This is a genomic window from Methanomassiliicoccaceae archaeon, assembly GCA_034928305.1.
Classification (GTDB): domain Archaea; phylum Thermoplasmatota; class Thermoplasmata; order Methanomassiliicoccales; family Methanomethylophilaceae; genus VadinCA11.
This window is the reverse complement of the sequence record JAYFOZ010000001.1, coordinates 218,299-243,635: the sequence shown is the minus strand read 5'-3', so window position 1 is coordinate 243,635 and position 25,337 is coordinate 218,299. Positions and strand designations below refer to the sequence as shown.

General features: G+C 52.1%; 23 protein-coding genes and 1 tRNA gene. 8 read left to right on the top strand and 16 right to left on the bottom strand.

The genetic code is table 11. The annotated features are described in order from the left end of the window. Positions 1-22: 22 nt before the first annotated feature. Positions 23-880: a CBS domain-containing protein gene (locus tag VB016_01350; protein MEA4977186.1), complete on the bottom strand. Its 858-nt coding sequence runs from the start codon at positions 878-880 to the stop codon at positions 23-25. 124 nt (positions 881-1,004) lie between these two features. Between VB016_01350 and VB016_01345 the strand changes: the two genes are divergently transcribed. Continuing rightward, a tRNA-Asp gene (locus VB016_01345) sits at positions 1,005-1,080 on the top strand. 25 nt (positions 1,081-1,105) lie between these two features. Here the strand turns inward: VB016_01345 and VB016_01340 are convergent. From VB016_01340 to VB016_01330, 3 genes are read right to left on the bottom strand one after another with little or no spacing between them, the layout of a single operon-like run. Then, positions 1,106-1,897, bottom strand: a complete 792-nt coding sequence (locus VB016_01340) for an ABC transporter ATP-binding protein (GenBank protein ID MEA4977185.1) — start codon at positions 1,895-1,897, stop codon at positions 1,106-1,108. Continuing rightward, positions 1,894-2,910, bottom strand: coding sequence for an iron chelate uptake ABC transporter family permease subunit (locus VB016_01335; protein MEA4977184.1), 1,017 nt, complete (start codon positions 2,908-2,910; stop codon positions 1,894-1,896). The genes VB016_01340 and VB016_01335 overlap by 4 nt, the downstream gene beginning before the upstream one ends. 41 nt (positions 2,911-2,951) lie before the next feature. Beyond that, positions 2,952-4,025: an ABC transporter substrate-binding protein gene (locus tag VB016_01330; protein MEA4977183.1), complete on the bottom strand. Its 1,074-nt coding sequence runs from the start codon at positions 4,023-4,025 to the stop codon at positions 2,952-2,954. A gap of 189 nt (positions 4,026-4,214) precedes the next feature. Between VB016_01330 and panD the strand changes: the two genes are divergently transcribed. Beyond that, positions 4,215-4,559 (top strand): aspartate 1-decarboxylase, encoded by a 345-nt coding sequence (panD, locus tag VB016_01325; protein ID MEA4977182.1) that lies wholly within the window; start codon positions 4,215-4,217, stop codon positions 4,557-4,559. After that, positions 4,553-4,957, top strand: coding sequence for a ribonuclease HI family protein (locus tag VB016_01320; GenBank protein ID MEA4977181.1), 405 nt, complete (start codon positions 4,553-4,555; stop codon positions 4,955-4,957). Before panD ends, VB016_01320 begins: the two co-directional genes overlap by 7 nt. On the opposite strand, the gene hisS is transcribed toward VB016_01320, so the two are convergent. From hisS to VB016_01305, 3 genes are all read right to left on the bottom strand, one after another. Further along, positions 4,948-6,195, bottom strand: a complete 1,248-nt coding sequence (hisS, locus tag VB016_01315; GenBank protein MEA4977180.1) for a histidine--tRNA ligase — start codon at positions 6,193-6,195, stop codon at positions 4,948-4,950. The genes VB016_01320 and hisS overlap by 10 nt on opposite strands. A 75-nt stretch (positions 6,196-6,270) precedes the next feature. After that, the gene (locus VB016_01310) at positions 6,271-6,495 is read right to left on the bottom strand and encodes a hypothetical protein (protein MEA4977179.1); all 225 of its coding nucleotides are present in this window, start codon (positions 6,493-6,495) and stop codon (positions 6,271-6,273) included. Positions 6,496-6,574: 79 nt separating this feature from the next. Further along, complete coding sequence (locus tag VB016_01305) at positions 6,575-7,675, bottom strand: GTP-binding protein (GenBank protein ID MEA4977178.1); 1,101 nt, start codon at positions 7,673-7,675, stop codon at positions 6,575-6,577. A gap of 94 nt (positions 7,676-7,769) precedes the next feature. Between VB016_01305 and VB016_01300 the strand changes: the two genes are divergently transcribed. Genes VB016_01300 through VB016_01290 form a run of 3 tightly spaced genes read left to right on the top strand, consistent with a single transcriptional unit; the run spans position 7,770 to position 12,100 of the window. Further along, positions 7,770-8,906, top strand: a complete 1,137-nt coding sequence (locus tag VB016_01300) for a zinc ribbon domain-containing protein (GenBank protein ID MEA4977177.1) — start codon at positions 7,770-7,772, stop codon at positions 8,904-8,906. Between the two features lie 58 nt (positions 8,907-8,964). Continuing rightward, entirely contained in the window at positions 8,965-11,007 is a 2,043-nt protein-coding gene (locus VB016_01295) for a DNA topoisomerase VI subunit B (GenBank protein MEA4977176.1), read from the top strand. Next, on the top strand, positions 10,934-12,100 hold the full coding sequence (locus VB016_01290) for a DNA topoisomerase IV subunit A (GenBank protein MEA4977175.1): 1,167 nt from the start codon (positions 10,934-10,936) through the stop codon (positions 12,098-12,100). The genes VB016_01295 and VB016_01290 overlap by 74 nt, the downstream gene beginning before the upstream one ends. Here VB016_01290 and lysS read toward each other — a convergent pair whose 3' ends face one another. Further along, a complete protein-coding gene (gene lysS / locus VB016_01285) occupies positions 12,101-13,645 on the bottom strand; it encodes a lysine--tRNA ligase (GenBank protein ID MEA4977174.1) in 1,545 nt (514 codons plus the stop codon). A gap of 100 nt (positions 13,646-13,745) precedes the next feature. On the opposite strand from lysS, the gene VB016_01280 reads away from it, so the two are divergent. Beyond that, a complete protein-coding gene (locus tag VB016_01280) occupies positions 13,746-13,913 on the top strand; it encodes a preprotein translocase subunit Sec61beta (protein ID MEA4977173.1) in 168 nt (55 codons plus the stop codon). Here the strand turns inward: VB016_01280 and VB016_01275 are convergent, their stop codons facing one another. The 3 genes from VB016_01275 to VB016_01265 all read right to left on the bottom strand — a co-directional run bounded on the left by VB016_01275 (position 13,914) and on the right by VB016_01265 (position 17,484). Further along, positions 13,914-15,233, bottom strand: coding sequence for a cation:proton antiporter (locus tag VB016_01275; GenBank protein ID MEA4977172.1), 1,320 nt, complete (start codon positions 15,231-15,233; stop codon positions 13,914-13,916). A 52-nt stretch (positions 15,234-15,285) separates the two neighbouring features. Continuing rightward, positions 15,286-17,034 carry a hypothetical protein gene (locus tag VB016_01270; GenBank protein ID MEA4977171.1) on the bottom strand — a complete coding sequence of 583 codons (1,749 nt, stop codon included), beginning with the start codon at positions 17,032-17,034 and terminating at the stop codon, positions 15,286-15,288. 66 nt (positions 17,035-17,100) lie between these two features. Next, positions 17,101-17,484 (bottom strand): CopG family transcriptional regulator, encoded by a 384-nt coding sequence (locus VB016_01265; GenBank protein ID MEA4977170.1) that lies wholly within the window; start codon positions 17,482-17,484, stop codon positions 17,101-17,103. Positions 17,485-17,603: 119 nt separating this feature from the next. Between VB016_01265 and VB016_01260 the strand changes: the two genes are divergently transcribed. Then, positions 17,604-18,539 (top strand): TerC/Alx family metal homeostasis membrane protein, encoded by a 936-nt coding sequence (locus VB016_01260; GenBank protein ID MEA4977169.1) that lies wholly within the window; start codon positions 17,604-17,606, stop codon positions 18,537-18,539. A gap of 25 nt (positions 18,540-18,564) precedes the next feature. Here the strand turns inward: VB016_01260 and VB016_01255 are convergent, their stop codons facing one another. The 5 genes from VB016_01255 to VB016_01235 form a co-directional block, all read right to left on the bottom strand. After that, positions 18,565-19,380, bottom strand: coding sequence for an ABC transporter ATP-binding protein (locus VB016_01255; GenBank protein MEA4977168.1), 816 nt, complete (start codon positions 19,378-19,380; stop codon positions 18,565-18,567). Further along, positions 19,373-22,249, bottom strand: coding sequence for an iron chelate uptake ABC transporter family permease subunit (locus VB016_01250; GenBank protein ID MEA4977167.1), 2,877 nt, complete (start codon positions 22,247-22,249; stop codon positions 19,373-19,375). The genes VB016_01255 and VB016_01250 overlap by 8 nt, the downstream gene beginning before the upstream one ends. After that, complete coding sequence (locus VB016_01245) at positions 22,246-23,631, bottom strand: helical backbone metal receptor (protein MEA4977166.1); 1,386 nt, start codon at positions 23,629-23,631, stop codon at positions 22,246-22,248. The genes VB016_01250 and VB016_01245 overlap by 4 nt, the downstream gene beginning before the upstream one ends. Before the next feature lie 51 nt (positions 23,632-23,682). After that, on the bottom strand, positions 23,683-24,459 hold the full coding sequence (locus VB016_01240; GenBank protein ID MEA4977165.1) for a hypothetical protein: 777 nt from the start codon (positions 24,457-24,459) through the stop codon (positions 23,683-23,685). A gap of 500 nt (positions 24,460-24,959) precedes the next feature. Then, positions 24,960-25,334 carry a CrcB family protein gene (locus tag VB016_01235; GenBank protein MEA4977164.1) on the bottom strand — a complete coding sequence of 125 codons (375 nt, stop codon included), beginning with the start codon at positions 25,332-25,334 and terminating at the stop codon, positions 24,960-24,962. Positions 25,335-25,337: the final 3 nt, after the last annotated feature.

Here is a 25,337-nt window from a genome sequence, read left to right as displayed (position 1 = left end):
CGGTAAACCTCTTACTTTCTTTTCAAAATTTCATATCCGAATCCGAATCGCTGTTGTCTATCAGCCTACGGTTGATCGACAGCGCATCCTCATCCGGAAGAAGCATGGTCGCCGCCTCCATGAGCGGGTGCTTGGAACCCTCGATTATCTTAACATCGTCCAGGGTCTTCAGTTTCCATCTCTCGGCGGTCTTCTCGAGACCGAGCTTCACATCCAACTTGTTAGGCTCCAGTACGATGGCCTTGAAACTTTTTAGGCCGAGCTTCTTAGCGGCCATTATCCTGTGATGTCCGTCGACCACCAGATACCCGTTGCGCCTGGCTATTACGATTATAGGTTCGTTCAGTCCTCTCTTGATCTCATACTGGCGACCGATCAACTCATCCATGTAGACCTCTTTCTGCGTAGGCAGCAACTGATCCATCGGGATATCTCTGTTGACGATGCGCATCCTAAGGCCGTTTTGTTGCTCCATGAAGTTTTTGACCGTCATTACCTTCCCGGGCCTGGACTTCTCTATCTGCGAGCGTACGATGTCGATGTTGGAGATGATCCCCACGAGCTTGCGGTTCTCGTCTACTACAGGCAGGTTCCTGAGGCCATACCTGAAAAGAATCCTGGTGGCGTCATCTATAGACATGGACGGGACGGCACAAAGCGTGCCGCGCCTCATGACCTCCCGCATCTTGGCGTCCGGAGTGTATATGTATCTCAAAAGTTCCTTGGAGGTTATGAAACCGAGCAGGTACCCGTTTTCGGCTATAGGGAAACCGTGAAAACTGGACGAGATGATCTTCTCCCTGACCTGGCTGACAGTCATATCTGGTGTAATTGTGAGGACGTCCCTCACCATATAATCGGCCACAACGGCTTCCGGCATAGTTGATCTCCTGAATATGTATGCGTCAAAGTCTCTATTTAACCTTATGAAACTACCAGCATGGACGTCCTGGGGCCGATATTGCTGATAACCTTATATAGTGTTTCATATTATCTGGAAATGCGCCCCGGTAGTGTAGTGGCCTATCATGGAGCCCTGTCGAGGCTCCGACTCGGATTCGAATTCCGACCGGGGCGCCATTTGTTCGTTTGTTCCGCTGGAACATTAGGATTCGTTTGTTGTCGAACCGTGCATGATTATTGTGTTTTTACCTGTTTTGGAGTCGACGGACAGTTCCGCATCGACACCGAAGACCGTGCGCATGTTCTCCGGCGTAAGTACATCCTCGGTCTTCCCCAACGCATGTATCGTATGGTCATGGATCATCATGATCCTGTCGCAGTAGCGGGCGACCATGGGCAGGTCGTGGGAGACTATTACGACCGTGAGGTCCTCGTTTCTCGATAATGAATAAACGAGATCCAATATATCGAACTGAGCGCTTATGTCGAGATGCAGCGTTGGCTCGTCCATAAGGAGTATCTTGGGCGTCTGCGCCATTGCTCTGGCTATTATCACCTTCTGCCTCTCCCCGCCGCTCATCGTGTTGACATAACGGTCCGCCATTTCGAGAACGTTGGTCTTTTTCATTGCATCATCTATTATCCTCAGATCTTCCGAGGAATCGCCCTGGAAGGCCTCCTGGAAGGGCATCCTGCCCATAGAGACGATCTCCTTTACTGTGAAGGAGAAGCCCACGCGGCTGTCCTGTGGAACCACCGCGATATCCTTGGCTATGTCCTTCTTCTTGTGCTCTTCCAGGTCTCTGCCGTCGAGCATGACGCATCCGCCTTTAGGACTGAGGTTGCGGTTGAGATTCCCAAGCAACGTGGTCTTACCGCAGCCGTTAGGCCCCAAGATGCCCAAGATCTCTCCCTCTTTGATTTGGAATGACACGTCCTTCAGTACGGGCTTTCCATCGTAATTATAAAAAAGGTCACGGATGTCCAGGCTCATACCCAGCCTACCTCCCTCTTCCTTCTCCTTAAAAGATATATGAAGTACGGCGCCCCTATCAGCGACGTCACAACCCCTATCGGCAGAACTCCCAGGGACTGGGCGAACAGATGTGCGATATAGTCGCAACCCACCAGATATATCCCTCCGGTAAGAACGCACATAGGCAGCAACATACGGTTGTCAGGGCCCAGCAATATACGGAGTATATGCGGTATAACCAGCCCCACAAATCCTATGGTGCCGACGAAACATACTGCCGCGGCAGTAACCAATGAAGAGGCTATCAACAGTGCCAGCCTAGTCCTTTTTACGTCAATCCCGAGGTCCATGGCATGAGCGTCCCCGAGCATCATGGCATTGAGGTCCTTCGCATAATAGAGCATGGCAAAAATACCGACAGCGCTCAAAATAAGCACAATGGGGATCTTTACCCAGGGAAGACTGACCGTCAGACTGCCCATGCCCCAGAAAACTATTTCCGAGATGTTCTCGCCGGCGATGTATGTGAGCAACGATACGACGGCCTGGGCCAGTGCCGCCACGGCGATTCCGGCCAACAATAAAGTCTCCATATGCGTTTGGTTGCCTACCTTGGCCAGAGAGTATACGAGGAACATAGTGCCCAGGCAGAATAAGAAAGCCAATATGGGGACGGATGCCACCACCGGAACGAACGAAAGCGGGAAAAGGATGCCTATTGCGGCGCCCAAGGATGCTCCGGATGAAAGACCCAACGTATATGGCGAGGCCATCGGGTTCCTGAACAGGGCCTGCATCACCGCTCCGGCGACCGCCAGACCTGCTCCGACTATCATCCCGAACAATACCCGCGTCAGATTGAGATCGATCACTATGATCCGATAGTTCCTGTTATTGCCTATCAGAGAGTCCCAGACCTCCTGAGGGGAAAGGAGCCAGAGCTGGGCCCACCTCAGCTCCAGGAAAAGGAGCATGGCGAACATCACCACTAGTGCTGTCAGAATGATCGCTATTTTCTTTCGCCTGTCCATATTTCCACGTTCTTGTAAGTGCAGTAGGTTCGGTATAAAGTTTAGTGGCGCCTTACCAGTACAACTGCTACTGCGACTATTATTATCAGTACCAGAACAGAAATTGCTATCAGTGCACCGTTTTCTGAGATGAAGGGCCCGTCATCATCGTAAAGCGGTGCCTCATAAAGCTCCATGTACACGAATTCCAGGCCATCTGCCATGCTGGGACACGGATTGTTCCAGTCTTTGTCGAGCTTCACCACGTTGTAGCTCGCAGGCAGAAGGAACTCCTCTTTGAACTCGGCCGCTGTCCCATCATAATTGCCGTCCAGGAACACCACGTCCGGGTCCGCCTGTATTAATGCGCTTGCATCGGAATCATAGTATGCCGATTCTCCATTGAGGCCTGCGTTGGTCGCCCCGCATGTTTCTATCAGAGATACTGCCAGCCCGCTGTTGTAGATCCTGATGTTCCCGCCATTGACCGATACATATATGGCGCTCGGCCTTTCTTCCCCGGGGACGGCTGAGACCTTGTCGACAACGGCCTGTCTGGTATCTTCCATTTTTTTGACCGAGCCGGCAGAGTCCATACCAATAGCGTCCGATATGATCTTTACGACATCCATCGATCCATCATAGGTTTTCGCTCCCAGGCAGATAACGTTGTATCCCTCTGCCACAAGATTGTCGTACATTGCTCCGGAAGCGAGCGTCGAGGAGAAGTTGTTTATGAATACGACGTCGGTCGCCTTAATAAACGTTCCATTGTCTACCAACTGTGCCAGTCCCGTCAATAGCGATTCTTTGTTAGAATTGTATCCGGTCCCTAACATGGCAGTTCCGTCGAGTTCCTGCATCCTTTCGTCCTCTGTGTAGCTGTATGTAGAGTATTGGTCATAGCCGACGATCTTGTCAGTGCCTCCCAATTCCATAACCGTCAGAGTGAATGCGAAACCCATCGTGACCACATGCTCGGCAGGCACGCTCAATACGATATTATGACCTGCCGAGTCCGTGATATCTATCGGCGAAGTCGCGGAAACCGTGTTTTCATCGGTAAGCGATATAAGGGATGCCGCAAGCAACATCGAACATGTGACCAGAACGATCATGATTTTTTTATTATGCATGCGGCCTCCATGTTTCATCATAATATAATGTTTATGTTATTTTTTAATATTCTTGTTACTATATAACATAAAAAATGTTAATCATAATAATGTTACAAAATATGAAATCGATATGTCAAAAAAAACAAAGTCTCAAACATATGGCGTTTGAGGGAAAGTTTCTTTAACCTGTAACGAACACTATCACCCATGCGTTGGATGTTACGCAGCAAGATACACCGTGCCACGGTCACTGAGACGCGCCTCGACTATGAGGGAAGCATCACTGTAGACGGCGAATTGCTCGATATGGCAGGTATACTGCCGGGTGAGAAGGTCACTATAGCCGACATTAACAACGGCAATCGCTTTGAAACCTACACAATATATGGAGAGAAGGGCTCCGGAGAGATATCTATAAACGGGGCCGCGGCCCGCCTCTGCAGCGTAGGCGACCTGATAATAATCATGGGGTACGAACTGACCGACGATCTGGTGGAAACCAGGATCGTGAAAGTCGACAGGTCCAACATTCCCGTGGTAGAAAAATGCTGAGGATTTTCTCAGATGGCGGATCCAGGGGGAATCCGGGGCCTTCCGCTTATGGTCTCGTGGTGACCCGGAACGGAAAGACGATTTATGAAGAATCCGAGTATCTGGGCATTCGCACGAACAACTATGCCGAGTACCGAGGTCTGATCGCCGGTATAAGGAAGGCTATCGAACTGGAGGCCGAAGAGGCCGAGTTCGTTATGGATTCGCAGCTCGTCATAAAACAGATGAGGGGCGAATACAGAGTAAAGGCCCCTGAACTTATCGAACTTCACCGTGATGCGACCGCCCTGAGCTCGATGATACCTAAGGTCCGCTTCACGGACGTCCGTAGGTACGAACTGCTTATGCCGAGGGCGGACGAGCTCGTGAACGCAGAGCTTGACAGAAGTCATCCCTGAATTACGCTTACGAGCTCCGAGATAGAGACCGTATCCTGGTCACCCGACTCCATATCTCTCAGGGTCACGGAGTCCGCCTCGAGCTCGGCCTTACCGACAATGACGGCAAACTTCGCTCTTGCGGACGAGGCGTACTTCAGGGCCTTAGCCATCTTGCGCCCCATGATGTCCATGTCGCAGGAGATTCCGGCTTTGCGGAGCATTGCCGTTATCTCGGTAGCCTTTATCCGCACATCATCGGACACCGGAACTACATAGACATCGATGCCCATCTGTTCATATGGTATTCCCTCCTTCTCCATGGCCAGGAGTATCCTGTCGAATCCTATCGCGAAACCTGTGGAGAATACCTTCTCCCCCCCGAACAATTCTGAAAGGGTGTATGAGCCGCCTCCGCATATCTGCTTCTCCGCCCCCAGCGCAGGCGCTTCCGCCTCGAAGACCATCCCCGTGTAATAATCGAGACCGCGGACGACGCCCAGATCTATCTCGAGGCCTCTCACCCCCATCGCCGAAAGTATAGCTATCAGGGACCTCAGGTATTCCCCGGCCTCGCCCGGTACTTTATCAACGATATCGGTTCCGCCGACAGTTTCTGTAAGCTCGAATATCTCGTTTATAGCGTCTTGGTCGACGTTGAGGTCCTCCATCATCGGGCGCGCCTCGTCGTAAAGTTTCTTATCGAGCTTCTGTAGAACTTCGGCAGTCTTTTCCTTTGGGACCCCGGCATCCGCCAGCTTCTGTCTCAGTACGCCTATGTGACCTATCCGGATCTTGTAATCCCTGAGGCCCAGCGCCTCGATCATGGCGGCGGCGAGAGCTATCGCCTCCGCATCGGTCTCGGGCGTTGCCGAACCGATCAGCTCTGCACCGAACTGGAAAAATTCGCGATATCTGCCGCTCTGCGGCCTTTCGTATCTGAAGCACTGGCCGAAATAGAATAGCTTGATGGGCTTCGGCTCGTTGCTCATGCTGTTGACGAACATGCGTATGGCAGGGGCGGTCATCTCAGGGCGCAAAGCGAGCTCCCTGTCCCCCTTATCTTTGAAGGCATAAAGTTCATTGAGCACGTTGGGACCGCTTCTCAGGATGAAAAGTTCGGCGTCCTCGAATATCGGTGTCTGCGTCTCCCGGAATCCGAACCTCAGGGCCACGGACCTCATGTTCCCCTCGTAATATCTGCGCCTCTCCATCTCATCTGGAAGGAAATCCCTCGTTCCGCGGGGACATTGGATCATATGCTCCGCTATAAGGGAAACAATAATAAACATGTTGCTTCAAAAATGTAAAAGAAGTAAATTGTTTTTCAACTTTCAGAACTTTTCTTTCCGACGGTAGAGGAACATCTCCATCACGGACAGGATGACTATTCCTGCTAGGGCGACGTAAAGCCAGTCCGCTTCCACATTCTCGTTCGACTCCCTGAGGTACTCAGGATGGGCTGCGTCGGCCTCCTCGGCCTCGTAGACGACGGCTCCGAATGCCGCCGCGGAAAGGGCCAGGACCGCGACCAACATGATCTTAGTTTTGCTGTTCATTTTCACACCCTGCCTAAAGAGGCGGAAATCCTGGTGTAGGTAAGGGCCAACCGGCATTTAATGCCAGCGCCCCGATGATTCAGCGCCTTACGATTATGGAAAGAATATCCTCGTCCTCCATGACGTGGTCCATACCCACCGTCTGACCCGGGAACTTGGCGCTTTTTCCCCATACCATCGCATATCTGAACTGATTCCTGAAATCCCTATGGATGAGCTCGCACACGTCGCCGACATTGTTTCCCCTCTTGACGATCAAAGGCACATCCATGTCGGCCTCCTGTCCCTGGGGCTTGAGGTATACGCGTATCATGTCGATGGTGTCGTACAGCGCCTGCTTCAGGTCCTCTATCCCGGCACCTGTGGCTGCCGATAGAGGCACCGTGCGGAATTCGTTGTGCTTTTCCTTTACGGCCTCGAGCTGCCCGGGCAGAGCCAGATCGATCTTGTTGACCGCCATTAGCGATTTTATGTAAACTCTGTTTCCTGACAAAACGTCAAGCATCTGCTCTACATTGATGTCCTCGCGGACGACCACGGTAGCGTTGATGTGCCCATATGCTATGGTCATATCCTTGATCACTTCCTCCGTGGTCTTGGTCAGTTTAAGTGTGGGCTTTATAAGGACGCCGCCCTGGCCCGTCGGAGTTATGACCACGTCCGGGGCCTTCTGGTCCAAACGTACTCCGGAAGTATATAACTCGTTGAAAAGGACATCGATGCTGGGATTGAAAACATCGACCACGAAAAGGATTATGTCTGAAGCTCTGGCCGCCGCGATGACCTCGCGCCCGCGCCCCTTTCCGCGGGAAGCGTCCTTGATCAGTCCCGGCATGTCGAGTATCTGGATTTTCGCATGGTTGTACTCCAAGATACCTGGCACAACGTCCAGCGTTGTGAAGTGATATGCGCCGATCTCGGATTTGGCATCTGTAAGCTGGTTAAGGAGAGTTGATTTACCCACGGAGGGGAATCCGACCAGTGCCACAGTCGCATTTCCTGCCTTTTTTACATAGAATCCTTTAGTGGGTCCTTTGGAAGAGCGCCTTTTTTCCTCCTCTGCGGAGAGCTTGGCGATCTTTGCCTTAAGCTTTCCGATGTGACCTTCGGTGGCCTTGTTGTATTTCGTATTGGAGATCTGTTCCTCCAATTCCTTAATCTGCTCCTCGATGGTCGCCAATTGTTTCCCGTTCCTTGATAGTGAAAGGTTATATTAGAGTTGGCACGAAAAACTACTTAGATACTTTTTAATTAACGAACCCGTTACAGGCCCGATGGCCATAGAGAACACCGAGAAATCGGCAGATAAAAAGAAGATAGAATTAACCACAAAACAGCTGGCGGGCCTCGCCGCAAGTTTTGTGCTGACACTATTCATCCTCATGTCGGGGATATACATGATGTTCAGCTGCTTCGCCATGATCATAGTGGCCGCAGTCCTTTACATGGTGCCCCACCTGCTTAAGGTCAAAAACGTCAAAGTGTTTGTATTCCACGGCGTGGTTTTTGCCGTGGTCGCATTACTTGCCGGAAGCCTGTACTCTTCGCCCGCCTATGTAGGTGCGAACGACGATTTCGAGGAGAGCGGCGATTTCACCGCAGCGACCTATACTGTCTCATCCGACACCTATCAATTCACCGTGACCTATACCGACACGGATTCCGACCACAAGCCCTTGGCCTTTGTCTCCATGATCGACATGGTCGGATATTCCAGCACGTATGGGGTTTCCGGTTCGGAGAGGACCCTGCAGCCTGTTTCTTACGATCAGGCCAGCGGTACTGCGACTTTCGACGTCCCGGTCGACAACGAACTGTACATAATATATTTCTACATGGCCGACACAGCGAACTCCGACTCGAAATTGAGTAATTCCCAGTCCGTCACTTTCTTTTTGGACGAGCTGACCTCCAGCTCAGCCAAAAACTCGGTTTACTGGACCGGTACGGCATATTACCTGGGACTGTGCATGTTGCTCTACTTCATGATATTGTTCCTGACCTACGGAATGAGGTCCAGCGCCAATAAGACCCGCGACAAGATGGTCAAGCAGGGCCGCCTATACCCTCCGGGATACGGAAGGTGCAAACAGTGCAATTCGATAGTGCTCCCCGGCGAGGTTAAGTGCCGCAAATGCGGATCGTACATCGACGTGCCCCAGGAGATAAAGCCCGATAAGAAGGATTCCTTTATATGTTCGGACTGCGGCGCTGAAGTTCCAGATGATGCAAAGAAGTGCCCTAAGTGCGGTGCGGGTTTCGACGATGATATCGAATTGGAGATACAGCACGCTGACGGCACCATTGAATTGTCTGATTCGACCTTCGAATGCCCCGAGTGCGGAGAGGATGTCCCCAGCGCATCGGAGTTCTGTCCAAGTTGCGGAAAAAGGTTCGAAAGCAAGAAATGACCTGGGCAGGCCACCATACCGATAAAGGTAAAAACGGCCCAGGCATTCGTACCATCGGATGCGCTCTACAGAAGATGTTACCGATTCGGGACCGAAGGCCAATGGCAGGTCCATAGCGTACAAATTAGCGGACAAACAGCAGGAGATATCGGTCGCCGAATTTTTCGAGAAGAACAAACAGATACTCGGATTCGATTCGCGTTCGAAATCTCTTCTGATGGGCATAAAGGAGGCCGTAGATAACTCGCTCGATGCATGCGAGGAAGCGGAGATACCTCCTGAGATATCCGTCAGGATAGAACGTCTTGACGATGACGACTATAAAATAACCGTCGAAGACAACGGACCTGGCATAGTTCACAACGCGATTAAAAACGTGTACGGCCGCCTTCTGTACGGATCCAGGTTTCACGCCCTCAGGCAGTCAAGGGGCCAACAGGGGATCGGTATATCTGCGACCGTCATGTACGGCTATCTCACTACAGGAAAACCGGCTCATGTAATATCCAAGATATCGGGCGACGATGAGGTCGCCTGGGAGATGGATATTGTCATAGACACCAAGACTAACCGTCCTCTCGTTACAAAAGAGAGGGCTTTCACCTGGGACCGCGAACACGGGACAAGCATAGAATTTACCATCAAGGGCAGATATGTAACCGGCAAACAATCTATTTTCGAATATCTGAAGAACACTGCGATCGTGAATCCCCACGCATCCGTAATATTCCATGACCCAGATGGTAAGAAATGGACGTTCGAGAAAGCAACAGAGATCATTCCTCCGAGACCGAAGGAAATCAAACCGCACCCTGAGGGAATGGAGATCGGCGACATCATAAAATTCGCCCACGGCAGCAAACAGAAAAACGTCAGATCTTTCCTCAAAGAAGATTTCTCAAGGGTTACGGGACGCATAGCGGACGATATACTGCAACTGTCGAAGATCGACCCGATGATTTCGCCCCAGGACCTTACGAGGGATCAATGCGCCGCAATGATCGATGCTATCGGTAAAGTTAAGATCATGGCACCTCAGACAGACTGTCTGTCGCCTATAGGGGACACGCTCATCAAAAAGGGGCTCATGCATGTTATGGAGGGGCTGCGTCCTGATTATTATGCAACGCCTGTGACCAGACCTCCCAAGACCGCCAACGGGAACCCGTTCGTGGTCGAGGCGGGCATCGTTTACGGTGGGGACATCCCTTCGGATGGCCAGGTGAATATACTGAGGTTCGCGAACCGCGTCCCGTTGCTGTATCAGCAGGGAGCATGCGCGATCACCAAGGCGATATCCGATATGGATTGGAGGCGTTATGGCCTGGAACAGAGGGGCGGAAAGGGGATCCCATATGGGCCTGCGATAATACTTGTGCATGTAGCCTCCACGAAAGTGCCGTTCACATCCGAGGGAAAAGAGGCCATAGCCAGCTATCCGGAGATACTTAGCGAGGTATCTGCCGCCCTTAGACTGTGCGCAAGGAACCTTAAAAGCCACTTGAACAAACTGGAGAGACGCACGAAAACACATGCCAAGTTCGAGATCGTTCAGGAGATCCTGCCTGACCTGGCAAAAAAGTCGGCCGATTACCTGGGAAGGCCGATGCCGTCCTTGGAAAGGACCATCACCAAAATAATGAACGTGGTGTGGATCGAACCAGCGATGGAAAAGCTCAGCAAAAAAGAGCGCAAATACACCTACATGATATACAACTACACGAACACCGTGAGAAACTTCGGCCTGCACGCACAGGTTCCTAAGGAATCCGTTAATCTGGCACTTTTCATGAACCCTTCTTTCGTAGAGCTCAGCGAAGACGGAAAGGCCTATTGGGAGATAAGGGACCTGCAACCATCGAAATCGACCATCGTTTCGTTCGAGCTGAGCGGGGAGATGGCAGATACCTTTTCGCAGGAAGACGTTTACGTTTCGGGAATCAACCCCGCGATAATCATGGGCGCGGAGCCACTGCCCGGAGACTGGGGCATAAAGGGCATGGAAATCACAGAGGAAGAGGATATCCTTGCCGAAGAAGACACCTCTGAAGAGGAAGAGGAAGAACTCGAGGAAGAGGAATTCGAAAAGGAGGCTGACTGAAATGACAGATAAAAAAGAGAACACGATAGAAAGCCTCACCAAAATCGTCGAAGGTCTATACGACAATATAGACAACGGAAACGTGCCTGCAATGAACATTTCCCTCAGATCGAAGAGGAACATCGAATTCGATCCGAAGTCCAGCGTTTGGAAGTACGGCGACCAGAAATCTGTCCGTACGGCAAAGACCGTCAAGGGAGCCCTCATGCTGCTCAGGACCGTCTACACCGCAGACTTCATAAAGAGCATGCTTAACGCCAACAAGTCCTCGACCCTGAGGGAGATGTACTATATCTCCGAAGGATGGAACAACGCAAAGTTCCACAGTCAGGACGAGAGCAACATTCTGGCAGAGGACCTGGAGGTCATAACCGGATGTATGAGGGAAGAATTCAAACTCCGCCCCGAAGAGGACGGCGCCAGGGTCTACGGTGACCTTACGCTCACGGAACTTACCCGCAAGGGCGAGAAGAAAAAGATCAACTGCATCGACGATGTCGGAGATTCGGGATACGGCATACCTTACAACGTCGGGCCCGACAAGATCGATTTCAAGGATTGCGGCGCGAAATTTGTCATGGCAATAGAGACGGGAGGTATGTTCGACAGGCTCGTGGAGAACGGATTCCCGGAGAAGTACGATGTACTGCTGGTACATCTCAAAGGGCAACCTACGAGAAGCACAAGACGTTTCATAAAAAGGGTCAACGAGGAACTGCGCCTGCCCGTCACGGTGTTCACCGACGGCGACCCCTGGTCGTTCAGGATATTCGCGTCGGTCGCATACGGCGCGATAAAGACCGCCCACATATCCGATTACCTGGCGACACCTTCTGCCCAGTTCATAGGTATAACTCCATCCGACATTCTAAACTACGACCTGCCGACCGACAGCCTCTCGGAAAAGGACGTGGGGGCCCTCAATGCCGAACTTTCGGACCCGCGCTTCAAGGACGAGTTCTGGGAGAACGAGATCCAAGCCATGCTGGGAATGAAGAAAAAGGCAGAACAGCAGGCCTTGGCCAAGTACGGCCTGGACTTCGTTACCGACACTTACCTTCCTGAGAAGCTCACCGACATGGGAATACTCTGATCAATTGGAAGCCTGAATTATCCTGTTGATCACGAAGCTCTTGTCCATGCTGGCCAAGAACGTACCCAATCTGGGTCCGGCCTTCTTGCCTATGAATATCCGGTACATGGCGCCATACCCTCCCTTGAGTCCCAGCGGGGAATCCTTGGCCGTGTCCGCTATAGTGGACCCGATGGAATCGGGATCCCAATTGCAGTCGTACATCTTAACAGACAGGGCTTTCAGGAAGACCTTCTCGTTCATCGAAAGCTCGATACCGGACGGAACGGTGCTGCTGACCGAAAATTTGACGCTGTCGGGTGCAAAACCGTTGAGCCAGTATCTGACACAATCTATACGGCGCGACAGCCTTTTCCTGTCGCTTTCGGTCATGTCGGAAAGGTCGTCAGTACGTTCGAGGATCTCCACAACCCCTTCGAATGTTGGGGCCATCTGTGCCACGTTGACCAGATGCCTGTATGAAATCTGATGCGGAAGACGAGTCGGAATATGATTATGCTGCGCGATCACGTATGCCTGTACGGAGCTGTCCTCGGCTTCGGCCCATTCACCTCCGAAGTAAAGCTTTTCCATACGGTCGTACTCGTCGGCGATATCCAATGTCCCCAGGCCGGAGTCGTAATCGATCGCCCTGGAAGGATTTACCCTTAGGAAAAGATAGTTCAAAACTTCTGGGGGAGTCATATTGATCGCATCGAGCCCCGTAACCGGGCATCCGAGCGATTTGTGCATCTGCCCCACTCCCTTCAGCTGTACGAACTCGTACGGAATAGGATAGGGTGCATTTCCGCCGAAGATCTCGTCCACTATCCTCTTGCCCGTGTCGTAAGAGCCGCCGGCGGCCGCATGGTCCTTTCCGAACGGCTCGGCCGACGTGCCGAAAATCATCCACTTGGCAGGCCACTCGAGCCTCCATGTAAGCTTTCCTTCTGCCTTGCGTACGTCCGCCTTCCCGTGATTTCCGCATGTACATTCGTACTCCATATATGGGAATTCATAGGTTTCGAAGACAGGCTTAGTGAACCTTCCGCAGGCCGAGCACAGGGGATTGTATGGGGCATATTCCGAGTTCTCGGCCTTGCCTGTGACGTCCGTCATTATCCTTATGACCTGATCCCTCTTCTTCATAGACATGTCTACGGCTTTGGCGAACTTTCCTTCGTCGTATAGTTCGTGGGTCCATATTATCTCGCACTGGACGCCCAGCGAGTCCACGGCGTCAAGGAACGGCTGGACGAAGTGATGGGCATAGTTCTTGTGCTTGCCGCAGGGACAGGGTATCCTTGATATCGGCATTCCGACGTACTTTTCGAACTCCGGAGGCAGAAAATCATAACGTTTGCGGAGCGGGTCGAAGGAATCGATGAGATATATCAATCTAACTTCCTTGCCCAAGCCCTCAACTGCGCTTCGCACAGACTCACCGGTGATGGCCTCCCTGAGGCTGCCTACGTGGATGATGCCCGTGGGACTGATGCCCGTGGCTATGAGTGGCTTCTCGCAACTTTCTGCGATGTCCTTAGCAATTACGTCCGCCCAATGCATTCGAATCGGAGCATCAACAGCCACGCTCTATTAAGACATTTTCCAAGCTGAACGAACGAAACGGATAACCTTTTTATATAGACCCATAATTGTAAGTCCGATGGCACAGAAAAAGAACGACAGCGGATTCCAGTCTTCGGCCGGGCTCATGAGATATTTTGACTCGGAGACCGACAAGGGGATAAAAATCACACCCAAGGCCGTCATCGGCATTGCCATAGCCTTGGTCGCCATAGTTATTGTGGCACAGGTATTCTTCCCCGTCTGATCAGGGCTCTTCCCAGCATGAGATTGCGGGGTTTTCGGGTATTCCGTCAGGGTACTTTTTCTTATAGGCGCGCGAAAGCAACGGGGGCGCTATGACAGTTGTTATCACCGACATCAAGACTATAGTTGCATTCATGTCAGGAGTAAGGTGTCCCGATACAAGACCGATCGATGCTATTATTATTCCGACCTCCGCCCTCGGAATCATACCTATTCCTATGATTTTTGCAGAGCTTTTATCTATCTTCTTGTCCGCGAGCCTTGCTCCCAAGTAAGATCCCAGGTACTTTGTGACTACCGCAAGGACTATGATATACGCTGCCAGCATCAGTACGTTGGCATTGGTGAGCGATGACAGTTTGACCTGCAGTCCGACGTTGAGGAAAAACAAAGGAAGGAAGAACGTGGTTATGGCTTCCACCTTTGGCTTGAGGTTCCATTTCTTGGCGTAATCTGCAAGTATCATTCCCGCAAGGAACGCACCGATTATCGCGGCCAGCCCGAGTGCCTCGGATGCCGCTGCCATGAAGAGGCACACGGCGATGGCGATCATCATCTTGTCCAGCTTGCGGGCCTCTTTCTCGGTTGGAGGCTTGCATTCCTTCTTCTTGCCGTACCATGAGGCGATGCGTGGGGTGCACGAGTTGCAGAAGAAGAACACCGCGAGTACGAACGAGACCGAGATGAATATTATCCTTGCGATCCCAAGTATGCTCGTGCCGTCCGCGGAAGCCATTCCTGCCACTATTGCCAGGACTATCATTCCCAGAACGTCGTCTATTACGGCGGCACCGACTATTATGCGTGCTTCCTTCGTGTCCGAGGCGCGCATGTCCATTATTACTTTGGCAGTCACGCCCACGCTCGTCGCGACCATGGCTGCCGCCATGTACATCGCATGGGTCATATTGTAATCGTAAAAGTAAACCGTCATACCTGCGGCGAACGGGAATACGACACCCAGTATAGCCACGGTCAATGCTGCCTTACCTACTGACATCAGCTCGCATACGCGGGTCTCGAGTCCCACCGAAAAAAGTAGAAACATCGCCCCTATCTCGGCCACCAGGAATAGGAACTGATAGTTGAACGAACCGTCGAAGCCGTTGAATGCCACTTCGACGTCCAGCATTCCGAGGAAACTGCCGCTGCTAAGAATGCCCGAGAATGCGGAACCGTCCCATATCAGATTTACCAGTATTATTCCGACGAATATCTCTCCGATGAGGCCGGGAACACCGAAACGCTCAAAGACCTCTGAACCGATGACAGCCAGAACATACAATACGACCAACATCGCGAGGATGGAGAACAGATCCATGGTCGAACCAAAGAAAAACTAATATAATAAGTTTAAGAGGTTTGATGGAGCCTCAATAGAAGCTGTGTATTGACTCGGAACCGCCACTGCCGAAAACGAACGAAATCAGCGGCCTGGGAGCCTCGGGCTCCGGAATCTCTTCTGTATCGACGGCCTTCACTTCTTCCGCTTCGGGCGCAGATATCATCTCGATCAGCGTTCTGACCATTTCGTTGATCTCTGTCTCGTCCTCGGGCGTCAGCGTGTAAAGCGTATTCGGTCCCGCCGCTTCCGATGCTTCTTTTTCGCAAATAGCTCCGGACACTGCGTTGACCGCCCTTACCGCCTCTTCGATCATCGGCTCGACTTCGATCGCCTGGATATCTGCAACGGATACCGTTTCAGGCTCCTGCGCCACGGACGTTTCGGTTGCATCCGCGAGCTCGATCAAATTTGACAGGTACTCTCTCTCCCGGTCGACGATCAGGCATAGTTCCTCCATCCCGTCCTCGGGAATGTCCGATTCCTGTATCGATGCCGCGTCGGAGTACTCCATCTCGTCGCTGGACATGCCAGCGACGGTAAGCTTCATCATACCGCTGACCTCGTCTTCGATCTCGACGTACTCGGGCATCTGCGAGATCGTACGGGCTTCCGGGACGATCTCCCTGGGCTTGCGCCTTACTGGCTCCGTTACAGGCGGCAGGAAGTCATATCCTGCGTAATCCGAATATTCCACGATCGGCGTGGTTCTGATCGCGGCGGCGGACGAAGTTTCTGCCAACTGGCATGTGCATCCTGCGCTGGACGATATCACTTCTTCCTCGGCGGCGACGGCATCGGCGATGGGTTCGACGCCTTCAGCGTAAAGTCCCGACGGGAGATGCGCCATGGCCGCGAGGGCCGACTCCTCTGTCCCCTCGAGAGCGGCCTTGACTTCCTCCTCGGATGCCTGCACAGCCTCGGAGAGCATCAGCATGGCTGCGGGCGGAGCAACGGCCAGCAAACTGGATGATGCCGGGAGCGCCATGATTGCGATGGGCTGTGCGAGCGCGACCGGGATCTCTGGGACCTCCGGAACTTCGACGGCCGTCGCCACTACTTCTTCGGGCATCTCCGGAGCTATTGACTTTTCCTCTTTGGGCACATGGCGTGCTGCCGGGAGGCGTTCCGCATGGACGGGCGCCGGCGGAAGGCGTTCGACTTCTGTCCCCATGATATTGTTATCGTCGGATCTGGGGGCTCCGATGTGCTCGACCTCAACGCTGTATTCCGACTCGAACCCGATTATGTTCGAAGAATTGGTGTCGGGCGCCGATACGGAGGACGACGTCATGGCCGTCTGCGCAAAAGGCATAGAGAATGACATCATGTCGGACTCCTCTTTGACGATGACCTTCTCCTCGAAATCGGATTTGCTGAATTTAATCTCCGGCAGGGCGTTATTGAACACCATGCTCGGCTCGTTGATCTTACCGGATGCGGGCTTATATGACTGCCTCGCAGTGGCCGCTGGAACGGAGAGCAGTCCGCTGAGGAACCTCCCTCCTGTCTTTTCTCCCTTCGGCTCGTCGAAATCGATGAACGGATCCTCGCTCGACGCCGAAATATAGACGTCCGTGCCTGCGCCGAGACTGTATTTCACGTACCCGTTACCTTCGAAGCTCCTTACCGACTGATCGGAAGAGGGCCTCTTGTAGTCGCGTCCGTTGCCCGACCCTTCGTTTTCATCCTCAACCCCCTCTGTGTTTTTTCCAAAGAGGCGCCGCTTAAAGGATACCTTTAGAGTGCTACCGCTGTTTCTGCCTGAGTTTATACCCATGCCTATCCCATCCGTTTTTCAATATGCTTTACGCAATATAAAATGATATAGATGATGCTAAATTCATCAGCTTTTTACGAATTTTACATAGTCCGCTTTTGCAACGGATTGGATCTCCCTCAACATCGATTTTATCTTGTCTGCTTCTGCGGATATGACCATTACTTCGAGGCACTTATGATTGAGGAGATGCGAATGCATCTGTGTTTTTATGGACTCCTCGTGCTTGGCCTGTATAAGGCTCATCCACGGATCGACATGGTCCCGTCTCACGATGATCAATACGCCTTCGATGAACCCGCTGAGCTCCTCGATCTCCTTCACCTTGGACCCTGCCGCCTTTATCGACAGGCGGACGGCCTCGCTGCGCCCCGCGAGGGAATAGGCCTCCTGTATCGCCTCGAGCGTCGCCATGCTTTCGCCGTCCAGCGAAACGCTTATTATTGCCATGGAAGGAGGACAGTGCCCCATGTTATTAACTTTATTCAAAAAATATAACAATTCATAAAATCATATTTTCCGTGGAATGTAAGTCAGCTTTTTATAATGCTTGATACTCACAATACTCTATGATCGCGGATGCCGAACCGATTGAGTGGGCAGGTCTTTTCCTCATACTCATCGTACTTCTAGCCTTGGATATATTTGTCATCAACCGCGGTTCTAAACACATTACCACAAAATCAGCCCTGCTGCAGACAGCTGGATGGATAGCCATCGCGATGATCTTCGGCATATACATATGGATGACGCGCGGCGCCACGGTGGGCATGGAATTCTACGCAGGATACGTCATCGAAGAGGCGCTGAGCGTAGACAACATGTTCGTGTTCATACTGATATTCGCAATGTTTGCGATACCGGACGACTATCAGCACAAAGCCCTCTTCTACGGGGTAATCGGCGCGATATTGTTCCGCCTGTTGTTCATATTCGCCGGATCCGAGCTCCTGCTGAGATTCCACTTCGTGATGTATATCTTCGGGTTCTTCCTGATATACGCGGCCATAAAGACCATGTTGAGCAAAGAGGGCTCTGGGTCTAGCAATAAGATCGCGACCCTCCTGTCCAAACATATGAACGTCTCGCCGGAGCTTGACGGAAACAAATTCTTCACGCACAGGGACGGCGTCAGGATGATCACCCCTTTGCTGCTGTGCATAATCGTAATAGAATTCACCGACATTGTGTTTGCCCTCGACTCGATACCTGCGATCCTAGGAATAACGACCAACAAGTTCGTAGTCTACTCGTCCAATATATTCGCGGTCCTGGGACTGAGGTCCCTATACTTCGCGATCAGAGGTTCGCTCACCCACCTGAAATACCTGAAGTACGGCCTCGGGATAATCCTGATATTCGTAGGATTAAAGATGCTGATTGCCGAATATTACGAGTTCGACATAGTCCAATCCCTGTCCATCATCATTTCGGTCCTGGCAGTAACGATAGTTGCATCGATAATGTCCGGAAAGAAGGAAAAACAGAAGGAAATGATTCCCTGAGTTCGGTCGGCACGTTTGTCTGATTTCAGATGCGCCCGTGCTCGGATTCTGCCCTGTATCTCTTAGGCAGTACGAACAGCTCGCCGTCCTTGTCGAATCCCACCGATGCTGAAACGCCGTACACGTCTTCGATCAGCTCTGACGTTATGATCTCTTTCGGGCGGCCGATTTCGACTATGCTTCCCTGCTTCATTATGATGCAAAGGTCGCAGTACCTCGCCATGAGCGAAATGTCATGCTCTGCCACCAATATGGACATGTCTTTCCGCACCATGGCGTTAAGATATTCCATCACCTCCAGCTTATATTTCATATCCAGGTGTGATGTCGGCTCGTCCACGAGCATGAGCTTCGGTTCCTGCACGTACGCCTTGGCTATCAGCACCCTCTGCATTTCGCCGCTGGAAAGCGTGTTCAGCTGATTGTCCTGAAGGCCCTTCACGCCGAACTTCTCCATGGTCTCCATCACGAAAGACTCGTCCTTCTCGGTCTCCCACCATATGTTCTTCAGGAATGGGTAGCGCCCCATCATCACGGTTTCGTACACCGTAAGGCCAAAGTTGTTCCTAAGCTGCGCCGGAACGTTCGCCACGCTCCTGGCCAGTTCCGCAGGGGTCTTCTTCCTGACCGATTCGCCATCTATAAGTATGTCCCCGGACGAAATATTGTGGAGCTTGTTGATGCACTTCATCATGGTGGATTTACCGCACCCGTTCGGCCCTATCAGACCGACAAGCTTGCCCGAGTCTATGCTGAAGGACACGTCTTTCACGGCGTGGAACCCGTTATTGTAATATTTGTTGAGCTTCCTCAGCTCAAGAAGCGGCGTGCCTTCAGTCACCGTACATCCTCCCTTTCTTCATTATGAGATAGACGAAAACCGGCGCTCCGATGATGGTTGTTATCGCACCGACCGGAAGCTCGATGGGGGCGATAAGCATCTTGGCCACGAAATCGGCAGCCATCATGAGCAAACCGCCGAGCACTATCGAGGACGGCATCACCAGTCTGTGGTCCCCGCCCAGGATCATACGGCAAAGATGGGGGACTACAAGTCCCACGAACCCTATGGTGCCCACGAAAGCTACGCACACGGCCGTCAGGACGGACGCCAGTATGAGCATCGCCCTGTTGAACTTCCTTACGTCCAGACCCATCTCTTGGGCCTGGTCCTCGCCGAGCAGAACGAGATTGAACTCCTTGGCCCATATGAGCGGTACGAGAGCAAGCAGAATGGCGGGAATGAGCACCAGCCATATGTTGCCCCAGTCTATGCTTGTGAAACTTCCGAAAAGCCACGTCATGGCACTGTGTATCTTATCTCCGGCGCTGTAGAGCAATAAGGTCTGCACCGCACCGAACCCGAGGCCCACTATAACTCCTGCCAGAACGTAATTGGTGGACGAACCGCCGGCCTTCTCCGCTATGATCATCGTTGCTCCGAAAGCTATGAGGCCTCCTGCCATCGCCATCAAAGGCAGTGAATATGTAACAGTGCTGAAGACTCCGAAGAATGTGAAACCTGCAGAAATCGTTGCAACTGCAAACGTTCCGGCGCCGGCGGAAACTCCCATAATATATGGGTCCACCAGGGGATTCCTTATTATGGCCTGGTACACCGCACCGGCCATCGAGAGCCCGATCCCCACCGCAAATGCAGCCAGCGCCCTCGGGAGCCTTGAATCGAATATTATCGTCTCGTCGCCCGTCAGGCCGTGCCCGCCCTTCGATATCGCAGATCCGAGAAGGCTGAACGTTTCGGACATAGAGTAATTTCCGGAGGGGCCGAATGCCAGGCATAGCAGGAACATAACCGCGGACGCCACCGTACCCAGAACCAGAACCCAGAACAGCCGTTTCTTGTTGCGTTTGATCTTTGATCTGCTCTCGGAATTGCTTCCGAGCTTCTCGGATATCTTTCCCCTGATGTACGGGATCGGCGGAACGTCCAACTTCTTTCGGACATACACGCAATATGCCAGGAAGGCTGCAAGTATTGCTACCAGCACAGAGACGGCCCATAGGATAATGTTTTTCTCCTGTTGGACGGCCGAGGGTATCGGCAGGAACCCTCCGGAGAAAGAATAGACTCCACCGTCGGTTCCGGAGTATATCCAGTTATCTACTATCACCGGCGGAGACATGACATATTCGGCCACCGATTCCGGCTGCTCGTATTGTCCCAGAAGGCTGCCGTCGGTACCTATTATGTACATGTGCCCTTTTCTGTCGTATTCCGATGCGACGATGTATTCATCGTTGACGAGGATTCCGGGCGCACGTACATTGCGGATATTGCCATTTATGAGCTCGTAGCTTCCGTCCAGATATATTTTGACCAGGCCGTCGGAGGTGAATGAATATGCTCCGCTGAACGAGCTGTCGGACTTGATCATGTATGAAGACGAAAGACCCAGCTCTGTTACTTTACTTATTTTGCTGAGGCTTGTGCCGTCGAACTTGTAGACTGCATAACCTCCGCTTGTGGCATTCATGCCCTTGCCGTCGTTGAATGAGAAGATCAGACGGTCTTCGACCTGCAGGATGTTCGATACGAAGCCGCACATCTTCCCATATGCCTCAACGCTGTATACCGACTCGTTACATATCGCATCGCCGCTGAACGCATCGAATACGTACATCGAGCCGTCGAGTGCTCCTATGAAAAGCCTTCCGTCCTGTACGGTCGGCGCGTTGAAGTACACTGTGCCGTCGACTGTGCCCTTCCACAAAACATTAAGATCCAAATCTGTACAGAAGATATATCCGGCGGCGGTTCCGAAGTACAGCGCCCCGGAATAATAAACGATTGATGCCGGCCCCGTCGCCCATATGATCCCTTCCAACGGAGAGTCCGTGCCGTCTCTGACGGAACCGAAAACCCCGTCCCCGCTTACCGTAACGTTTGAACCGCCTTCGTTCGGTCCCGACAACGGAATTTTATAAATGTGTCCGTTCGTGGCTGGAACATATATGAAATCGCCGACTATGACGCCTGTGGCCGTCTCGTAACCCGCTCCGACATCGTATTCATAACTCCACTGCTCTTCTCCCGTGGTCCGATCATAACAGTAAAGCGTCGGTTTTTGGGGAGCGCCCGAGGTTGTACCCATATTGCTTGTACCGCCGGCGTTCACGAAGACCCTGTCCCCTGCGACCAGGACGGCCGAGTTGACAAAGTTGCCTTCCCCGTACGATTGGGTCCAGCCCGCGACATTTTCTCCGCTCAGGTCCGCATCCTGGTGCCCTTCGGATTCCGAACTGCCCCTGATACATGTCCAGGATGATCTGTTCGATGGCGTCTCGACAGGGGCCGTTCCGCCCGGATAGTAGGCCAGCGCCACCGATGTCGTCGGAGATGCCGCATTACCGTCAAAAGATGCCGTACCGTCCTCCCAACCGGCATCCGTCCAAACGAAATACCTCCAGGATACTGTAACAGGCGAGGACCTGGCAGATATCCCATTGACGATAATATCGGCACCGGCGTCGTCGTACGTTCCGCCGATTCCGCCAACGGCAGTACCCAGTAGACCGGAGATCGTATCCTGGGAAGCATCCGCTTCAACCCACTCGGTTTGGCCGTTACCGAAATCGATCAGTACGTATCGGTCGCTGGCGGCAGAAGATTCGTCGCTGGCATAAACCATCGATAGCGGAGCCAAAAGGGCCGAGGTTACTACCAACAATGTCAAAAATGCCTTCCTCATGCAAATCCCTCCGTTACCGGGTCCTTAGTCAGTGAAATATAGTCCCTGTAGTCGTCCCCGATATACATAGGCATATCGCCATCGAACGCCGTGTCCTGAATGATGCGCGCCATCAGCTCGGTGAACTGGGCGACCCTGGGGCCGGCACGGGATGCGAGGTCGGCTGCCGAATCCGTCAAGAAATATATTTTCCCGTTTTTGTACGCGTCTGTACGTTTCCATTCGTCTCCCAATGAATCCAGAACCTTGTCGTACTCCCTCTGGGTGCTGGGGCCGTCGGAGGCGATTATCACAATAAAATCAATATCCTCTTTTACCAGCGACTCGGAGTTCACCATCACCCATCCACCAAGGTCGCCGAAGCTGTTGCCTACCGATATAATGTTCAATATGTCGGAAGCATACGTGTACGATCCTGAAGTCCACGGGGATTTGTCCGTCGATAACGCGATCATGCCGTTCTTCGGCGCAGAGGAGTTGCCGTCGACTATGCTCTCGATGTTGAAGATCTCTGCAGCTATGCCGTCAACGGTATTGTCGGCCGTCTCCCTTATCCCCATGGCCGTCCCGACCATCATTATGCTTTCCAATATCGAACTTACGTCCTCTCCTCCATCGACCACCACTACGTTGATGCCGGCGGAACGGAGCCTCTCCGCCATGTTGAGATGAGAATATTGACTATTGATGCACACTACCAGGTCCGGGTTGGTCATTACGATAGACTCATAGCTGGGATTCGTGAATCCGCCTATGCTTGCTATTTCGCCTGACGACCTAGCCGATTCTACGGACCCTGGATAGTTGCTGTATTCATCGGTACCGACCAATTTGCGCTCTCCGCCTACCGAACAGATCATCTCGGTGCACGAAGGTGCCATCGAAACAATTCTGGACGGGTGCCCGTATCCGTAGAAGCACTTCCCCGTGGCATCTACGGCTCTCGAGGGGTTTCCTCCTTCAGAGCAGTATGCCCATGCGACCGCGGCGTAATCTTTGATTTTCACGTCTTGCGGATTTGTAGATGTCTTCACCCACGAGTATGTTTCCTGAATGTCCGATACGGGCTTTTCCACAACATAAAGTGCCCATGTCCTGCCGTCCGTCCCGGAAACCGATGAATCGATCGAGACTACTTCTTCGCCGTCCCACACGGCATCGAAACCGAAAATCGTACAAGTTACGTCGAGCCATTCTTTCGCATCGGGGTCCTCGCTGTCGGCGATCGTTCCGAAATACGTTTCACCCCCGCCGAAATCGATGATGAGGCCATCTGTCCCCTGGGCGTTTGTCTGGCCCGATGCGGCAAGCACCGTGAACATTACACATGATACAATGATCGCCGCGGACAGCACCGTCTTGATCCTCACGGTTTTTTCCAATTGTACACCTTGTTAAAATTCAGTAAAGGGTTTATTCCGTTTATTAATGGATTACATGGTCTCGGTGCCGTATACCAGCTTCATGCTGTGCGTTTCGGAGGTTGGCATCTCGTCCATCATCAGCGTGCTGGTTTCCCACCCGGTCCCGTCGCCGGTCGGCACCTTCTGTATCCACCACGACCATTGGCCGCCCTCGTATGCGTATGTTATTCCGAACAGTGACTCGACCCCGTTCGCCGGGTTACCCGATGGGACGAAGGGCACTGCGTATCTGTCGGTTGCATCGATCAACGCCTCGATGGCCGTTTCGCCGGTGCCGTTTATCTTAAAGCTCACTCCAGACTTGGACTCGATGGTGAATACCGTTCCATCCGTGCTGTGGTTCCAGACCTTTGCATCGTCCGGGTCGACAGCGGGCACTTCGGATCCATCAGAATATACTACGGCCATGGCCTCTACATCGGAAGTATTGTACTGGTCCATGTTGTAATCGTTCAGGACCCATGCTCCGTCTGTGTAGCTGTATTGGCTCCAATAGATCCAGTTGTTATCTGCATCCGGTCCCACCATTCCGAGTGAAAAAAGACTGTCTATCCAGCCGTTGGCGAATACAACTTCGATGTCATATTTTTCACATGCATCCGTAAGAGCTGTCAACTCATTGTCACCGTCTCCCTCGATCCAGAAATACACTCCTTCGTTGTCTTGAACGAGGATCTTGGTTCCTTCCTGAGTTTCGTCTCCTCCGTAGTAATAATAGACTCCCGCGCCGGCAACGGCCACGACTATAATCGCCGCGGCTATCAGGGCCATCGTTTTGTTTTGCATGTTGAACACCTATCTCGATTTTGACTGACGGAATATAAGACGCTTGCCGATTTATACCTTTGGATGAATCATCCAACCTGATGAATTGTAACTTGTTCTTCCTTGATTCGCAACATATGTTTTTCGGTTTCAGAGGGGAAATTTGCTTTCGGTTTATTGACGGGGGAGATCGTGACGTCCGGTTGTCTTGATCTGACAATAGAGATATCCATGATGGCAGAAGAGCGTTTTTTCCGTCGCCTGGTACCATAAGGTTCTGCTGATTTATGGCCACAAAAAACAAGTTGCGAAATAGATGCGAAACTACCGTTGCAGCCATAATGTCCTATCTAAATACTGGTCGTAATGACATTTACGTGTAACCAAAGACGGTGCTCTGATCCGGAGAATCGGATATGGCTGGGTCGACGATAGATTGTTCATTGAAAGACATACCGGGCAATGCACCGACGGGTGTACTGCGGATGTCGGAGTGCCACGCCCGCCTTATAAAAAAATGATTACATCAGAAGCGACAGGGCCCTTCCGATGAACGCTCCGAGGAGACATCCTCCTCCATTGAGGACTACGTTCCAAGCGGCCTTCATAATTTCGTTGTCGTAGAACAGATATACCGTTTCCGATGTGAAGGTCGACATTGTAGTGAATGCACCGAACACTCCGGTGAACAGGAAAAATACGGTATTTTTCGACATGTGGCCGCTGAATGAGAATGCGATGAACGTCAGTAGCGTGCATCCGATGATATTTATAAGGAACGTACTCCAGGGAAATGCGGACGTGCCCATATAATGCCCGACCAAGTACCTCAGTACCGCTCCTATCGCACCTCCTGCGGCAACGCATGCTACGATGGTCAGCATATCCCAGTTCATAGA

Excerpts from the sequence above, each read along its gene's own strand:
- VB016_01320 (MEA4977181.1), top strand. The coding sequence starts at position 4,553 with ATGCTGAGGATTTTCTCAGATGGCGGATCCAGGGGGAATCCGGGGCCT.
- VB016_01350 (MEA4977186.1), bottom strand. The coding sequence starts at position 880 with ATGCCGGAAGCCGTTGTGGCCGATTATATGGTGAGGGACGTCCTCACA.
- VB016_01340 (MEA4977185.1), bottom strand. The coding sequence starts at position 1,897 with ATGAGCCTGGACATCCGTGACCTTTTTTATAATTACGATGGAAAGCCC.
- panD (MEA4977182.1), top strand. The coding sequence starts at position 4,215 with ATGCGTTGGATGTTACGCAGCAAGATACACCGTGCCACGGTCACTGAG.
- VB016_01265 (MEA4977170.1), bottom strand. The coding sequence starts at position 17,484 with ATGGCAATAATAAGCGTTTCGCTGGACGGCGAAAGCATGGCGACGCTC.
- VB016_01275 (MEA4977172.1), bottom strand. The coding sequence starts at position 15,233 with ATGGATCTGTTCTCCATCCTCGCGATGTTGGTCGTATTGTATGTTCTG.
- VB016_01300 (MEA4977177.1), top strand. The coding sequence starts at position 7,770 with ATGGCCATAGAGAACACCGAGAAATCGGCAGATAAAAAGAAGATAGAA.
- VB016_01295 (MEA4977176.1), top strand. The coding sequence starts at position 8,965 with ATGCGCTCTACAGAAGATGTTACCGATTCGGGACCGAAGGCCAATGGC.
- hisS (MEA4977180.1), bottom strand. The coding sequence starts at position 6,195 with ATGATCCAATGTCCCCGCGGAACGAGGGATTTCCTTCCAGATGAGATG.
- VB016_01310 (MEA4977179.1), bottom strand. The coding sequence starts at position 6,495 with ATGAACAGCAAAACTAAGATCATGTTGGTCGCGGTCCTGGCCCTTTCC.
- VB016_01280 (MEA4977173.1), top strand. The coding sequence starts at position 13,746 with ATGGCACAGAAAAAGAACGACAGCGGATTCCAGTCTTCGGCCGGGCTC.
- VB016_01330 (MEA4977183.1), bottom strand. The coding sequence starts at position 4,025 with ATGCATAATAAAAAAATCATGATCGTTCTGGTCACATGTTCGATGTTG.
- VB016_01270 (MEA4977171.1), bottom strand. The coding sequence starts at position 17,034 with ATGGGTATAAACTCAGGCAGAAACAGCGGTAGCACTCTAAAGGTATCC.
- VB016_01235 (MEA4977164.1), bottom strand. The coding sequence starts at position 25,334 with ATGAACTGGGATATGCTGACCATCGTAGCATGCGTTGCCGCAGGAGGT.
- lysS (MEA4977174.1), bottom strand. The coding sequence starts at position 13,645 with ATGCATTGGGCGGACGTAATTGCTAAGGACATCGCAGAAAGTTGCGAG.
- VB016_01335 (MEA4977184.1), bottom strand. The coding sequence starts at position 2,910 with ATGGACAGGCGAAAGAAAATAGCGATCATTCTGACAGCACTAGTGGTG.
- VB016_01260 (MEA4977169.1), top strand. The coding sequence starts at position 17,604 with ATGATCGCGGATGCCGAACCGATTGAGTGGGCAGGTCTTTTCCTCATA.
- VB016_01240 (MEA4977165.1), bottom strand. The coding sequence starts at position 24,459 with ATGCAAAACAAAACGATGGCCCTGATAGCCGCGGCGATTATAGTCGTG.
- VB016_01250 (MEA4977167.1), bottom strand. The coding sequence starts at position 22,249 with ATGAGGAAGGCATTTTTGACATTGTTGGTAGTAACCTCGGCCCTTTTG.